The 14,809-nt window shown below is 72.7% G+C and carries 12 protein-coding genes; 5 read left to right on the top strand and 7 right to left on the bottom strand.

Annotated features, from left to right (window positions below; all coding sequences use genetic code 11):
- Positions 1-46 precede the first annotated feature (46 nt).
- Both AB852_RS26060 and AB852_RS26065 read left to right on the top strand, forming a co-directional pair.
- On the top strand, positions 47-1,036 hold the full coding sequence (locus tag AB852_RS26060) for a GlxA family transcriptional regulator (RefSeq protein WP_073792631.1): 990 nt from the start codon (positions 47-49) through the stop codon (positions 1,034-1,036).
- A gap of 323 nt (positions 1,037-1,359) precedes the next feature.
- Entirely contained in the window at positions 1,360-3,162 is a 1,803-nt protein-coding gene (locus AB852_RS26065) for a cholesterol oxidase substrate-binding domain-containing protein (RefSeq protein WP_079184927.1), read from the top strand.
- A 109-nt stretch (positions 3,163-3,271) separates the two neighbouring features.
- Here AB852_RS26065 and AB852_RS26070 read toward each other — a convergent pair whose 3' ends face one another.
- Positions 3,272-4,414, bottom strand: coding sequence for a serine hydrolase domain-containing protein (locus tag AB852_RS26070; protein ID WP_073792632.1), 1,143 nt, complete (start codon positions 4,412-4,414; stop codon positions 3,272-3,274).
- Positions 4,415-4,545: 131 nt separating this feature from the next.
- On the opposite strand from AB852_RS26070, the gene AB852_RS26075 reads away from it, so the two are divergent.
- Positions 4,546-5,181 (top strand): TetR/AcrR family transcriptional regulator, encoded by a 636-nt coding sequence (locus AB852_RS26075; RefSeq protein WP_073792633.1) that lies wholly within the window; start codon positions 4,546-4,548, stop codon positions 5,179-5,181.
- A 240-nt stretch (positions 5,182-5,421) separates the two neighbouring features.
- On the opposite strand, the gene AB852_RS39920 is transcribed toward AB852_RS26075, so the two are convergent.
- Positions 5,422-5,565, bottom strand: coding sequence for a hypothetical protein (locus AB852_RS39920; protein ID WP_178391116.1), 144 nt, complete (start codon positions 5,563-5,565; stop codon positions 5,422-5,424).
- A gap of 464 nt (positions 5,566-6,029) precedes the next feature.
- On the opposite strand from AB852_RS39920, the gene AB852_RS26080 reads away from it, so the two are divergent.
- Complete coding sequence (locus AB852_RS26080) at positions 6,030-7,379, top strand: cytochrome P450 (RefSeq protein ID WP_073792634.1); 1,350 nt, start codon at positions 6,030-6,032, stop codon at positions 7,377-7,379.
- A 35-nt stretch (positions 7,380-7,414) separates the two neighbouring features.
- Here AB852_RS26080 and AB852_RS26085 read toward each other — a convergent pair whose 3' ends face one another.
- The 4 genes from AB852_RS26085 to AB852_RS26100 form a co-directional block, all read right to left on the bottom strand.
- Positions 7,415-8,749 (bottom strand): cytochrome P450, encoded by a 1,335-nt coding sequence (locus tag AB852_RS26085; protein WP_073792635.1) that lies wholly within the window; start codon positions 8,747-8,749, stop codon positions 7,415-7,417.
- The gene (locus AB852_RS26090) at positions 8,746-9,933 is read right to left on the bottom strand and encodes a terpene synthase family protein (protein ID WP_073792636.1); all 1,188 of its coding nucleotides are present in this window, start codon (positions 9,931-9,933) and stop codon (positions 8,746-8,748) included. The genes AB852_RS26085 and AB852_RS26090 overlap by 4 nt, the downstream gene beginning before the upstream one ends.
- Positions 9,934-10,033: 100 nt before the next feature.
- Entirely contained in the window at positions 10,034-11,050 is a 1,017-nt protein-coding gene (locus AB852_RS26095) for a polyprenyl synthetase family protein (protein WP_178391117.1), read from the bottom strand.
- Between the two features lie 555 nt (positions 11,051-11,605).
- Positions 11,606-12,511 (bottom strand): endonuclease/exonuclease/phosphatase family protein, encoded by a 906-nt coding sequence (locus tag AB852_RS26100; RefSeq protein WP_073792638.1) that lies wholly within the window; start codon positions 12,509-12,511, stop codon positions 11,606-11,608.
- Positions 12,512-12,903: 392 nt separating this feature from the next.
- Between AB852_RS26100 and AB852_RS26105 the strand changes: the two genes are divergently transcribed.
- Positions 12,904-13,944: an FAD-dependent oxidoreductase gene (locus AB852_RS26105; protein WP_079184928.1), complete on the top strand. Its 1,041-nt coding sequence runs from the start codon at positions 12,904-12,906 to the stop codon at positions 13,942-13,944.
- A gap of 146 nt (positions 13,945-14,090) precedes the next feature.
- Here AB852_RS26105 and AB852_RS26110 read toward each other — a convergent pair whose 3' ends face one another.
- Entirely contained in the window at positions 14,091-14,675 is a 585-nt protein-coding gene (locus AB852_RS26110) for a GNAT family N-acetyltransferase (protein WP_073792640.1), read from the bottom strand.
- Between the last annotated feature and the right edge of the window lie 134 nt (positions 14,676-14,809).

The raw sequence follows: 14,809 nt of genomic DNA on the forward strand, positions 1-14,809 counted from the left end.
CGGTCACCCCAGTGTCCTGACCGACATGATGGGGTACTTTCGCGCCATGACGCCTCGTCCGCCGTCGAAGCCCCCGGCGCCGCATCGGGTGGTGGCCCTGCTGCGACCCCCTCAGTCGACCTTCACGCTGGCCTGCGCGGCCGAGGTGTTCGGCGATCACGGCCCGGTGATCCCCGCCCGCTACACGTTCGAGGTCTGCACCGAGCGCCCCGGCCCGGTGGCCACCCAGGCCGGTTACGACCTGCTGGTCACGGCGGGCCTGGACACGCTGGAGCGGGCGGACACCGTGCTGGTCCCCGGCTGGCGGCAGGAGCCCGGCACCGAGGTGCCGCCGCCGGTGGTCGAGGCGGTCCGCCGGGCGCACCGGCGCGGCGCGCGGGTCGTCGGCCTCTCCTCGGGCGCCTTCGTGCTCGCCGCCGCCGGGCTGCTGGACGGCCGACGGGCCACCACCCACTGGTCCCGTGCCGCCGAGCTGGGCACCTGGTTCCCCCGGGTCCGGGTCGACCCCGCGGTGCTCTACGTGGACCACGGTGATGTCGCCACCAGCGCGGGAGCGGCGGCCGGCGTGGACCTCTGCCTGCACCTGGTGAGCGCCGACCAGGGCGCCGCGTACGCGATGCGGATCGCCCGCCGGATGGTGATGCCACCGCACCGCGAGGGCTGCCAGCAGCAGTACGCCGAGCTGCCCACCTCCGGGCCGGTCGCCGACTCGCTGGCCCCGCTCCTGGAGTGGCTGGCCGGTCGACTGGACCAGCCGGTCAGCGTCGCCGAGATGGCGGTCCGCTCCCAGGTCTCGGCCCGCACACTGACCCGGCGCTTCACCGAGCAACTGGGCATCAGTCCCGGACGCTGGCTGCTGGACCGGCGGATCGCTGCCACCCGGGCACTGCTGGAGGAGACCGACCTGCCGGTGGAGACCATCGCGCACCGGGTCGGCCTCTCCTCGGCCGTCAACCTGCGCCGCCGCTTCCACGAGGCCCTGCGCACCACACCCGCCGCCTACCGCCGCGCCTTCCGCGTGGACAAGGCCGGTTAGACCGTCAACACCTCGCCACAGTCACACCTAGCCCACCGCCAACACCTCACCGGACGCCCCACATCCGCCACGGCGGGCATCGCGCCAACCACGCGGACATCGCGCCAACCACGGCGACCGGCAACACAGCCGCCCGCCCTCCGTTCCGCTGGGTGTGCCGGACGGCCGCAGCATGATCGATCCGCTCGTCGTCGCGCTGTCGACGGCCGGGAGCCCTCCACGGACCAGCGGAGCACCGCTCACCGGAGGCCGCTCACCGAAGGCCGTGCGGCGATATCGCCAACAGGTGTTCAACAACGCCCTGATCCCCCTACATTCAGGCCATGCCTGATCACTCGGAGTCCTCGTCACGTCCTGTCGCTCCCGCCGCCTCTCCCGAGCCCTCCGGCCTCTCCCGCCGGGGTGTCCTCCGCGCCGCGGCGGCCACCGGAGCGTTAGGCATCCCGCTCGGTGCCGCGATAGCCGGGGCGTCCCCGGCCGCCGCGGCGCCCGGCCTCGTACCGGCCGCCGTACCCGACCTCCCCGCCGGGCTCGTGCCCTACCTCTCCCCGTACATCAACTGGGCCGGGGAGATCACCCACGGCGGCCTGTGGGCCTGCGCGCCCCGCACCGGACAGGACCTGGCCGATCTCGCCAACTGGGCACGTGCCAACGGCTGGCGGCTGCGGCCCCGGGGCAAGTCGCACAACTGGTCGCCCCTGACCATCACCCCGTCCACCGGGCACCACGCGAAAGTCCTCCTGCTCGACACCACCAAGCATCTGACGGCCATGGAACTCACCACCCCGCCCCCCGGCGCCCCCGGCGCGGTCCGGGCGCAGGCGGGAGTCACCCTGGACACGCTGATGGCCTTCCTCGCCGGCCACGGACTGGGCGTCACCAACACCCCCGCCCCGGGAGAGCTGACCCTGGGCGGCACGCTGGCCATCGACGCGCACGGCACCAGCGTCCCCGCCGACGGCGAGTCCGCCCGCCCCGGCCACACCTACGGAACCCTCAGCAATCTCGTCCTGGCCCTCACCGCCGTCGTCTGGGACGCCGGGCAGAACGCCTACGTCGTGAAGACCTTCCGCCGGGGAACCGACGAGGAGTGCGAGGCGCTGGCCACCCACCTGGGGCGCGGCCTCATCGTGGAGGCCGAGATCCAGGCCGGTGAGGACATCCCGCTGCGCTGTCGGAGCCGGGTCGACCTCACCGCCGACGAACTGTTCGCCGCCCCCGGCAGCGCGCTCGCCGCCCGGGGAAACACCTTCGCGGACTTCATGGCCGAGTCGGGACGGGTGGAGGCGATCTGGTTCGCCTTCACCGACCGGCCCTGGCTGAAGGTGTGGAGCCTCAGCCCGCAGCGGCCGGCCACCTCCAGGCCGGTGCACGCCCCGTACAACTACCCGTTCAGCGACCTCATCCCGACCCCGGTGTCCCGCCTGGCCGGGCTTCTCATCGGAGGGTCCTGGTTCCTCGCACCGGCGCTCGGCGCCGCGCAGTACACCGTGGCGGCGACCGGACTGACCGCCACCGTCGCGAAGGACCTGTGGGGTCCCTCGCACACCCTCCAGTTCTACCTGCGGCCCACCACACTCCGTGAGACGGCCAACGGGTACGGGATCCTCACCCGCCGCGCCGATGTCCAGCGAGTCGTCTCCGAGTTCGCCACTTCCTACCGGCGCCAGCTCGCGGACTGGGCCGCGGCGGGCAGGTACCCGATCAACGGCCAGGTGGAGATCAGGGTCAGCGGCCTCGACCAGCCGGGCGACTCCGCCGCGCCGGGCGCCCGCCCGCCGCTGCTGTCCGTCGTCCGGCCGCACCCCGACCACCCGGACTACGACTGCGTGGTGTGGGTGGACGTGCTGACCCAGCCGACCTCGCCCGGGGCCCATGAGTTCTACCGGGAGATGGAACGCTTCCTGATGAGCACCTTCGACGGCACGTACGCGCTGGCGCGCGTCGAGTGGTCCAAGGGCTGGGGGTACACGGACACGGCCGCGTGGGCCGACCAGCAGATCATCGAGTCGGCGGTACCCGCCTCGTACGGCACCGGGCAATGGGCCGAAGCCGTCTCCATCCTGGACCGGCTCGATCCCCACCGGATCTTCGGCAACGCCTTCACGGACCAACTGGTCCGCTGACGCGAGGGCCTGCACCCGCCGGGCGCTGTCCGGCGGGTGCAGGCCGCCAGGTCCGCCGTCGGTGGCCGCCTCGGGTCGCTCGCTCCCCGGTGGCCACCGCGTGGTCCGGTCACTTCCGCGGCGTCGGGCCGGTCGGCACCGCGCAGTAGCCCTCCTGGAAGGCGGCCCAGAAGTCCTTGTCGATCCCGGTGCCGCCGAACGAGTTCCAGTTGGTGTGGGCGACGAGCTGGTCGCGCCCGTCACGGCTGTTGAGGGCGTAGGTCAGATACCCGAGCGTCTGGCCGCCATGGCCGTACGCACGGCCGCAGTCGGTGGCGTAGACGTAGACACCCAGGCCGTAGGCGACAGCGGGCGGGGCACTGCCGGTTGCCGGGACCGTGTCGGTGAGCATCCGGCGCAGCAGGTCCGGGGGCAGCAGACGTCCTCCCAGCAGGGCCCGGTAGAACCGCGCGACATCGCTCGCGGTCGTGACCAGGGCGCCCGACGCACCCGCCTCCGACGGGCTGAACGCGGTGACGTCGAACCGGGTACGGTCCGGCGCGTCCGGCAGCAGGGGCGATACATCGGCGTAGCCGTGCACATGGGCGCCGTCGATGGTGGTGCGCGCCAGCGGGTACGAGGTGTCGCGCAGCCCGAGCGGGGCGAAAACGCGGCGTTCGAGGTTGGTGCGCAGATCGCGGTCGGTGATCCGTTCGACGATCAGGTCGAGCAGCAGATAGTTGGTGTTGGAGTACCGGAACCGGGTTCCAGGAACCGGGAAGTACCGGGGCCGGGCGAGACCGATGCCGATCAGCTGGTCGCGGGGCCAGTACTGGTCGAGGCTGCGGAAGTGGGGGAGCAGCCCGTCGAGGTAGTCGTACAGCCCGCTTGTGTGGTTGAGCAGCTGGCGGACGGTCACGGGCGCGCCGGACAGCGCGTTGTCGCTGTGGACCTGGTCGGGCAGCAGACTCTGCACGGTGTCGTCGAGCCGTAGGCGCCGCTCGGCGACGAGTTGCAGGACGACCGTCGCGGTGAAGGTCTTGGTCACGCTTCCGCTGCGGAACCTCAGGTCCGGTGCCATGGGTGTGCCAGCGGACCGGCCGGCGACGCCCGCCGCGCCGAAGCGGTCGCCCGAGCCATGGCGGCGGGCCAGCAGGAAGGCGCCGGGGTTGGGGTTCGGGTCGGCCACCACCTGCTCGGCCAGGGCCTGTAGGGCCGGGCCGCGGCGGCTTTCGGCGGCCCGTCCGTGACCGTCCTGGTCGGCGGTGGCCATACCTGGTGGAAGCAGGAGAGCGAGAGCAAGCCCCAGCGTTGATAATCGGGTTGACCGTCGTCGGACCATGGCAAAGACCCTCTCCCCTAGCCATATGACCGTACGGTTATAGCACGCGATACCGTTCTCAGGTGCCGAGAGTCGCCGACCATGACGCCCGACAAGGGCAGATCACCGACGCCGTCCAACGCCTTGTCGTGCGGCACGGCCTCACCGCCGTGACCGTCGCGCGGACCGCCGCGGAAGCGGGCATGTCCGTCGGCCTGGTGCAGCACTACTTCACGGCGAAGGACGAAATGCTGCTGGCCACGTTCACCCGCGTCAACGCGCGCTTCACCGCACGGGTGGACGAGCTGGTGAACCGGGGCGAGGGCGAGGACCGCACCATCGCCGACATGCTGCGGCAGGCGCTGGCCGTACTCGTCCCGCTGGACGACGTCCGCCGCGCCGAGTTCCTGGTCCGTCTCGCCTTCGCGGACCAGGCCGCGCACAACGCCCGCCTCGCCACCGTCCAGCGGGAGACCCTCGTGGGCATCCGCTCACGCGTCGCCCAGGCCATCAGCAACGGCACGGTGTGCGGCGAGGTCGCCCAGGGGACCGACGCCGCCGACCAGGCCCTGCGCGTCGTCGCGTTCACCGAAGGGCTCGCCCTGCACGCGCACATCGACCCCGACGGCACACCGAAAGCGGCGATCCTCACCGCGCTGGACGAGCAACTCGGCCGCGTGTTCACCGGAACCTGCCGACGCGCCCGGCCCGGTCGGTGACCCACAAGGCGGCATTCCGCAACGCGAGGCTTGTGGCACGGCTCGCGGTACCGGTGGCCGGGCAGAGTGGTCCGGAGCGGTGGCGTCGCCGTCCATGCCATGCGTCCGACACCGCATAAGGCCGCCGTCCCTACCCGGCAGCAGCCCCGCCGACGCCGACGAAGACGGCGCCGGACCGGCGGTACACGGACGCACGGGCTGCCGCCGGAACCGTCCCCGCCGACGCCGGCGAAGACGGGCTCAGTACGACGGGAACACCAGGCCCAGCACCTCCGCCAGCCGCCGCTTCAGCGCCTCGGCGTGCCGCGGCCGTACCACCGGCCCGCCCCGCTCCGTAACGACGCCGACGTCTGCCAGGACATACAGCGTCCGAAGCGTCCTCATCGAGTTGGATGTGTGCGCCGCCGTGGTGGGCACGCCCGGCATCCGGCCGGCGGCGAAGTCCGCCTCGATGGGCGCCAGTCAGTCCGTGGGCTGCGCCTCGGTCAGCTCCGGGCGGGTCAGGACACGCGCGATCGCCCGGGCCGGACGGTCGTCCTCCTGCTGGGCGAAGAGCTGATCGGTGGGGGAGTCGGCCCTCGCCGCCGTGCCCCGGGAGGAATCCGGCCCGCGTCCTCCGGTTCCGCCCCCCGGATCACGGACAGGATGTCAGTCACCGGATATCCGTAAAAGGGTGCCCACGTCGGGATGTGCGTCCCGTCGGCGGTCGTCGTGCTGTCGCCGACGGCGTACCGAGGGACACACGGGCGGCCCCGGCCGCGATCCCGGGCCCGCAAGCGGTCGTGGGAGCGGGCCGCCCCGCCGAGCCCGATGCGCCCGCCCACCGAGGTACACGACAAGGACGCGACATGAGTGCCGATCTCTCCGACCTCCCTCCGGCCCCGGGCCGTCTGCCGCTGCTGGGACACACGGTCGCGCTGCTGCGGGACCCCCAGCGCTTCCTCGCCTCCGTGTCCGCGCAGGGGGGCCTCGTCCGGCTCCGGCTCGGCCCGCACCGGATGGTCCTGGTCTGCGACGCGACCCTGACCCAGGCGGTGTTCGCCGACGACCGTGTCTTCGACAAGGGGGGACCGTACTCGGACCGCGTCGGAGAGGTCGTCGGTGAGGGGCTGGGCACCTGCCCCCACAGCAGGCACCGGCGCCAGCGCCGGCTGTGCCAGCCCGCCTTCCACCACACCCGGCTCCCCGCCTACGTACCCGCCGTCACGACCGCGGTACGGGAGGTCTCGGCGCCGTGGAAGGACGGTCAGGTCATCGACGTCAAGCGGACGATGATGGCGATCACCTGCCAGGCCGTCGCCCGGACGATGTTCAGCGCCCGACTGCCCGCCGAAACCGCCCGCCAGGTCACCGAGGACGTCTCCCTCGTCGTCAACGGCCTGCTCCGCCGACTCCTCACGCCCCGGGCGCTGAGCCGTGTGCCCACCCCCGGCACCCCGCGCTACCACCGGGCCCTGACCCGGCTCCGGCGGACGGTGGCCGATGTCGTCGCCGCCCGCCGCGCCGACCCGGCCGACCATCAGGACCTGCTCTCCGGGCTGCTGCTGGCCCCGGACCCCGACCCGGGGGGCGACGGACCCCGGCCGCTGACCGACCGGGAGGTCACCGACCAGGTGATCACCTTCTTCCTGGCCGGTACGGAAACCCTCGCCGGACTGCTCGCCTGGACGCTCTACGAACTCGCCCGCCACCCCGGGACCCAGCGGCGGCTCCACACCGACCTCGCCCAGGGGCTCCCGGCCGGTCCCCCGACGGCCGCCGACCGCGAGGAGCCCTCCCTGGCCGACCGGGTGGTCACCGAGACGCTCCGTCTCCACACCCCGATCTGGCTGCTGACCCGTGTCCTCACCACGGACGCCGACCTCGGCGGCACCCGTCTGCCCGCCGGGACGCAGCTCGCCATCAGCCCCTACACACACCACTGGAACCCGGTTCACCACCCCGACCCGACAGCCTTCGACCCCGGCCGCTGGGCCGGTCGGCGCCCGGACCGCACCACCTACATCCCCTACGGAGCGGGCCCGCGCCGGTGCATCGGCGACCGCTACACCCACCTGGCCGCCACGGCCACCCTCGCCGCCCTCCTCACCGACTGGGAGATCAGCCCCGTCACCGAACGGCCCGCCCGCGCGGTGCTGGGCGGAGCGGTCGTCCCCCGACGCCTCCGACTGCGCGTCACCGCCCGGGAGCAGCCGTAGAGACAGGGCCCCGCCGCGGAGCCCGGTGGCAGGGCTCAACGGCGGGGGACGGTCGTCATCGGCAGACGGTTCGGGGCGAGCGTCGTCCGGAAGCGCGGCCGGGGCGGACGGGCGGTCCTGACCGGCCGGAGGCTCCAGTGGGGGACGATCGCCGAAAGGGCGATCGTGATCTCGGCCAGCGCGAAGGTGTCGCCGACGCACTTGCGGCGACCCGCCCCGAAGGGGATGCACGCCTGACGCAGGGCCGGGGTGGCCGGGGCGGACCAGCGGTCCGGGTCGAAGGAATCGGGGCGGGGGAAGACAGCCGGATCGTGCTGGAGCTGATAGGGGCTGACCACGAAGTCCGAGCCGGCGGCGAAGCGGTGGCCGCCCAGCTCCACCTCGGTCGTGCTGCTGCGGGTCAGCAGCCAGACCACCGGCCGTACACGCATCGTCTCCAGGACGACATCACGGGTGAAGGGCAGGGCGGGGAAGTCGTCGGGGGTCGCGAGACGGCCGTGGAGCACACCGTCCAGCTCGTCGGCGAGGCGGCTTTCGACGGTCGGGTGGCGGGCGAGGAGGTGGAAGGCCCAGGCGAGGGTGTTCGCGGTGGTCTCGGTGCCACCGGCGAGCAGGATGACGACCTGGTCGCGCAGTTCGCCGTCGGTGAAGCCCTCGCCGTCGGCGTCGGGACCGAGCAGGGCGGTCATCAGCCTGCTGTGGTCCGGACGGGACCGGGCGGCGCGGACGGTGTCGTCGGCGGCGTCGAGGATCTGGCGGCGGGCGAGCCGGAAGCGCCGGTTCGCGGGGACGGGCAGGCGGTCGTACCAGGGGAACAGGGCGCGGGCGGCGATCCCGTCCGACAGCGATCTGGTCTGCTCCGCGAGCCGTACGGGGTCGGCGATGTCGGCGCCGGGCAGCAGGACGCGGGTGAAGACGCCGACGGAGAGCCGATGCATCTCGGTCAGCGCGCAGATCCTGCCCCGGGCACTCCAGCGCGCGGTCAGCGCGGCGCTCTCCTCCCGCATGGCCTCGGTGTAGGCGGCGATGTGCGCCGGTGCGAAGGCCGGTTGGATCAGTCGGCGCTGACGGCGGTGCTCCTCGTGGGGGGCGGTGGCCAGACCGTTGCCACCGACCTCCCGGATCCGGTCGAACAGCGGACCGCCCTTGTCGAAGCGGGCGCCTTGGCCGACGAGCACCTCGTGGACGAGTTCGGGCGCGGAGAGCAGATAGGCGCGGCGTGACCCGAGGCGTACCTCGGTGACGGCACCGGTGGTGCGGCAGGCCGCGAGCCAGCGCGCGGGAGCGCGGACGAGTGCGGGGACATGGCCCACGAGAGGCAGACCCCAGGGCGCCACCGGTACGGGGGCGGTCGCACGCGTGACGGTCATGGGTCTCTCCTCCGGACGGTCGCCGGGCCGTCCTTCGCGGGGGCGTCCGGCGGGACGGGGTCGCACGGATCGTCCCCCGGCCCGGGCGGAGCGGGGTCCGCCGGTGCCGTGCTGTGGAACGGGGCTTCTCGTTGCCGCCACCACCAGGCGAGGGCGGCCGTCGGCGGGCGGTGATCGGTGACCGGGCACCGCTCGGTGAAGGAGGCGCTGAAGGTGACGGCGTGGGGGTGGCGGCCGTCGGGGTTGTGGTAGCGGCTGGAGGTGAGATGGTGACGGAGATTGCCGGCCACGAGCAGATCGAGTCCGCGCAGATACGCGGCGGTCGCGGGATCGGCGGCCGGCAGCAGTTCGGCGAGCAGATGCCGCCACAGGCACATCAGGCCGTTGCGGATCTCGGCGGTGCGGGCGAACGCGTCCTGAACGCTGTGGCCGTTGAGCTCCAGGAAGCGGACGACGTTGGGGCCCGGCCACACCCCGGTGGCCCGGGCGCGGAGGTGTTCCTTGCCGTAGGAGACCATGTCGTTGTCGAGCGCGGCGGTCATCATGGCCGCCCGCCCGGCGGCGACCGTCTTCGGATCGTGCCAGGCGGCCGCCGGAACGGCGGTGACGCAGGCGACGTTCGCGACGTCCAGCATCAGCTGGGCGGCGACGGCCCCGAAGCGGTACCGGAGGAAGTCGCCCAGACCGAGCCGGTCCCAGCGGGCGTCGTCGCGGAGCACACCCAGCAGCCACGCGCCGAACCCCGCGACATAGCGGTCGGCCTGCATCGGGGTGGACAGCTCGTAGGCCCGGCGGGTGATGTCGTACACCCCGCGCAGAACGGGCGGATCGGCGTCGGTGGGACGGTGGCCGCGGTGGTCGGAGATGACGGGCCACAGCTCACCGATGAACGGTCCCACGACGGCCGGGGAACCGTCGCCCGCTTCGAGACGCTGATCGTCCAGCACCGCCCCCAGGCACCAGAAGTCGCTGACCCACTGCACCCGTTCCCGAGGCTGTCGGGGAGACCAGCGGGCGGCCATGTCCCCGGCCATGACATTGCCGACGGCGCGTTCCGCCTCCGGAGTGGCGCACAGGCCTGTCGTCCGCATCCACCGCGTCGTCCGGTCCTGGATCAGCTCGGCGTCCGGGTGGAGTTCGGGCCGGACCGGCGAGTACAGCGGAGGGAGGGTGTAGTGGGTCATCGAGTGCGCCTCCTCGGTCGCAGGGGTGGGGTTCGCCGGTCCGGGCCGCTCGGGGAGGTGAACGGGCGCGTCGGCCGCGCCGCTTCACCGGGGCGGGCCGTCAGCGGTCGCGGTGCACGACCAGGTGGGCGAGGGAGCTGAGTTCGGCGGCCGGTACGGGGGAGGGGTCGGCGCGGTCGAGATGGCGCAGCGCGTCGGCGACATGGTCGAGGGCACGCCGCTCGGTCGCCTCCCGGGCGCCGGTCTGCTCGATCAGATCCGCGGCGCGTGCACAGTCGTCGTCGCCGAGCGGCGTGCGCGCCCGGTAGAGCTCCCGCAGGTGCCGGGCCGGTGGGGAGTCCTGAGCCATGGCGGCGGCGACCGGCAGCGACACCTTCCGGTGCCGCAGATCGGACCGGGCGGGCTTGCCCGTGGTCCCGGGGTCGCCCCAGATACCCAGGAGGTCGTCGGCGCACTGGAAGGCGATGCCCAGATGGTGACCGAAGGCCCGCAGATGCCGGACCCGTTCGGGGTCCGCCCCACCGGCCGCGGCGCCCAGTTCGCAGGCACAGGCCAGCAGGACGGCGGTCTTCCCGGCCGCGACCTGGAGTGCCTCGTGCTCCCGGTCGGCCCCCGTCTCCAGGAGTACGTCGCGGTACTCGCCCTCGATGAGCACCTGGACGGTGTCCAGCAGCACCGGGACGGAGACATCCGCCCCCGGGGCACCGACGAGGGCCTGCACGGCGGCGAAGAACAGGGCGTCGCCCGCGAGGATCGCCGCCGGGACACCCTGGGTGGCCCACAGAGCGGGCCGACCCCGCCGCAGGGGGTCCTGGTCGATGATGTCGTCATGGAGCAGCCCGGCGTTGTGGATCAACTCGACGGCGACCGCCGCCGGATGCGCGGCCCGCGCCGGACCGCCGACGGCCTGGCACGCCAGCAGCGTCAGGGCCGGACGGAGCAGCTTGCGGGTCTCAGGGGCGTCACGGGCGGTACCGTGCTCGGTCCACCAGCCGAAGTGCAATCCGCACACATGCCGGATGCGCTCAGGTAATCGGCAGACCCGGGAACGCAGCAGCGGTCCGACGGCGGTCGCGGTCTGGGCCAGTATCGTCGGGCAGTCACGAGCCTCGGTCATCGTCATCCTCTTCGCACGTAGGGGCCCCGCTCCGCCGGGCTGACACGGTCCGCGTCCCTCGGGAGCTGGGCACGACGAGCGGCGTCCATCCGCCGCTACGCCATATCCAACGCTGTTACCAGGCCGGTTGGATACTGGATCACCGAGATGCCAGGGCCGGACCGGGAAGCCGCTTCACCCCGCCCGGCACCCGGGTGCCCACCCCTTGCCACACCCCGCGCGCCGGTCCCTACCTGTCCGGCCTCGTTGCCGTCGAGCGAAATGCCGTGATTCCCACGGTACGCCGCCGAGTACCGACTCCGGCAGGGCGCGCGCGGACCGGCCGTACGCCCGGCATCGGCGCCGTGCGGGACGCGGCTGTGGGCGCACGGCAGGGCACACGCGGGCGGTGTGGACACCCGATGCCGCAGGGTCCGGTGGTCGGACGCGCCGACCGCGGGCATCGATTCACCGTGCGCGGCGGCAGCGCGGCGCGGAACGACGTACGCGACCGTCCACGTGACGACCACCTGACCGGGTCGCGTGTGCGATCAAGCCGGAAGTCGTGGTCCGGGCTCAGCGCAGGGTGATCCGGGCGACGACCGGAAGATGGTCGCTCCCGGTGCGGGACAAGGCACGGATACGGCCGACGGTCGCCGACCGGGCCATGATCTGGTCGATCCGGGCCACGGGGAAGGAAGCGGGGAAACTGAAGGCGAATCCCCGCTTCGCCACGTTCATCCGCGAGGTCAGCGGGGCCAACCCGCGGTCGTCGAGCGTGCTGTTCAGGTCACCCATCAGAATCACCCTGGTCTGCTCCTCGGCGGCGACGGCCTCGCCCAGCAGACCGGCGCTTTCGTCACGCCACGAGGACATGAGGCCCGCCGCCCGGACACGGACCGAGGGCAGATGCGCGACATACGCCGCGATGTCGCCGTGCGGCGTGCGGACCACAGCCCGCAACCCGCGACTCCAGTCCTCCGTGATCCCACGGGGCTTGATGTCCACCGGGCGAACACCCGCGAGCGGATGCTTCGACCAGAGCCCGACAGTGCCCTGGACCGTGCGGTACGGGTACCTCGGTGCGAGAGCCTCCTCGTAGACCGCCGTCGCCGGAGGAACCAGCTCCTGCAACGCGATGAGATCAGCGTCGGCGGCGGCCAGCACGCGTGCCGTGCCGACCGGGTCACGGTTCGCGTCGCTCACATTGTGCTGCACCACGACCATGTCGTACGGGCCCGCCTCCGCCTCGGGCAGAAGCAGCCCGCCGAACAGACAGGTCCAGCCCACAGCCGGCAGCACCAAGGCCACCAGCGCGGTCACCGAACGGCGCAGCGCGGCCAGCACGAGCAACGCCACGACCACCAGGCCGAGCCAGGGCAGGAACGACTCCAGCAGACTTCCCGTCCGCCCGACCGAGTTGGGCACCGCACGGTGGAACACCAGCAGCCCCGCCGTCAGCACCGCGAACGACGCGAGCACCCACCCCCGCGCCCGGACCGACCGGCCCTTCCCCTCTCGCTCCGCACCCGCACCCCGCTGTCCAGCCCGATACCGCACCCACCTGAGCACTGATGTCTTCACCACATATCTCACGCCGCCCGCCCGTTCCACGTTCCCCGATGGGGCACCGGAAATCCTGACGCGATGTGGTCGCCGTCAGCGCTGCGCGTCCGTTGACCTCGTCGAGGGACGAGGAACCGGCTCAACGGCACCGGGGGGACCGCCCTCGGCGCAGGTCAGCGGGTGGGACCGAAATGACAGGTGGGACCGGAATGAGAGGATCGAGGCCTGGCACGGCCTTCCCGTCACCCGCCTGAGTTCCGTCATTGTGCGGTGGGCGTGGTCGCCGCCGGGGAAACAGAGGTGGGCGAATGGCTCGGGAGAGCGTCATGCGCGTCGGTGTGGTCGGCTCGGGCGTGCTGGGAGCAGCGGTGGCGGACGAGCTCGTGCGCCGCGGCCTGTCCGTCGTGGTCTGCACGGCGGAGGAGTCGCTGCCGCCGGTGACGGATCTGGCGTTCGGATGGCTCAACTCGCACGGTTCGGCGGCGGAACCGCCGTCGGGCGCGCGCGACGGCGACGAGTTCGCCCGGTCGCTCGACGCGCTCCGTCACGCGACGGCGACGTCACCGCTGCGTGACGTCATCACCTGGACCGGCGCCGTGAGCTGGGCACCGACCCCGACCGCGACCGCCCGGTTCGCCGAGCGGGCCGGGCCCGGTGTCGCGATCCTGGAGCCGGAGGCTCTGCGACAGATACTTCCGGGCCTGCGGGTGCCGCCGACGGCCGTCGCGTACGCGAGCGACGAGGGGATGGTCGAGCCGGACGAACTGCGCCGCGCGTTCCTCGCCCGCGCACGGGCCGGCGGGGCCACCGTCGTCGCCGCTCGGGTGGACCGCGTCCGGGCGCGTCGGGCGGGCGGCTACGAGCTGAGCGGCACCGGAGCGGCACTCGTCGTCGACCGGGTCGTACTCGCCTGCGGGACCGGCCTGCCCGCCCTCGCGGAACAGTTCGGCGAGCACATCGAAGTACCTGGTGTCCCTGCCGCGCGCTTCGTCTTCTCCGCGCCGGAACTACGCCTGGACCGGGTGGTCTCCACACCTGACTTCGAGATCCGGCCGTCCGCCCGGCACGGCTTCGTCGGCGCCGAGGACGTCGTCCCGGGCGAGCCGGAGACAGCGACGCGGGCACGGGCGCGCGCGTCCCTGAGCGCCGTGAGGGAGGCGTTCGGACTGCCGCGGGAACCGGTGCTGGGGGACGTGACCGTAGGGTTTCGCCCGATCCCGGCGGGCGACGGCGTGCTCTGCGCACCGCTGGCGAGCGCTCCGGGAGTCGTCGCACTGGCCGCGCACCCCGGGGTGACGCTCGCCGCCTCACTGGCGCTGCGCGCGGCGGAACAACTCGGGAACCGATAGGGCGGGACGGCCCCGTCATGCCGCCCGCCGCGTCGTATCGACCGGCGGCGGATCGCCGCTGCCGCCCGCGACCGGTTCGACCGGTGCCAAGGCCCCGCCTCCCCAATCCCGGACGGGGACGGCCGCACTCCGCTCCGCCGTTGCGGTCACCGGTCGCCTCGGACGCGTGCGTGCAGATGCTCGTCGTGCCATCCGTCCGAGTGCAGAAGAGCGCTCCGCATGGTGCCCTCCAGAGGGAATCCGGCCTTCGTCGCGACCCGGCAGGACGCCGGGTTGCCCACGGAGTGGGTGATCCGGAGCCGGTGCAGGCCCAGCTCGTCCAGGGCCCACCGGCTGATCCGGACCGTCGCGTCGGTCATGGCTCCGTGTCCTCGGCCCGCAGGCAGCAGCCAGTACAGGATCTCGGCGCCACCACTTCGGAGGTCGATGTCGGCCAGTCCTATCAAGCCGACGGGCGTACCGCCGTCAGGGCGGGAGATCGCCCAGATCGCGGCCTCTTCCGCTTCCCAACGCCGCCGCCAGCGCGAGATCTTCTCGCGCGCCTCGTCCAACGACAGATATCCGGGCCGATTCCAGTGCTGAACCTCAGGATCGAGGCATGACTCCACCAGCACTTCGGCATCGTCGCGCTCCCACGGCCGCAACTCGAAGCCACTCGCAAGACCGAGAACGGGCTGAACACCGGCACTCATGCTGCCGACCGGGACCACGGGAGCTGTCGGATCCGTCATCGCACCATCATGACAAACGCGACTCCGGACTACTTCGCACCTGCGTCGGCAGGTCCATCAGCGCGAGCTCGGCCGGGTCGGTCACGACCGCGATTACGGTGATCCGGCCTTCGACGACGGTGAACGTGACGACC

This window comes from Streptomyces uncialis (assembly GCF_001905345.1).
Taxonomy (GTDB): Bacteria; Actinomycetota; Actinomycetes; order Streptomycetales; family Streptomycetaceae; genus Streptomyces; species Streptomyces uncialis.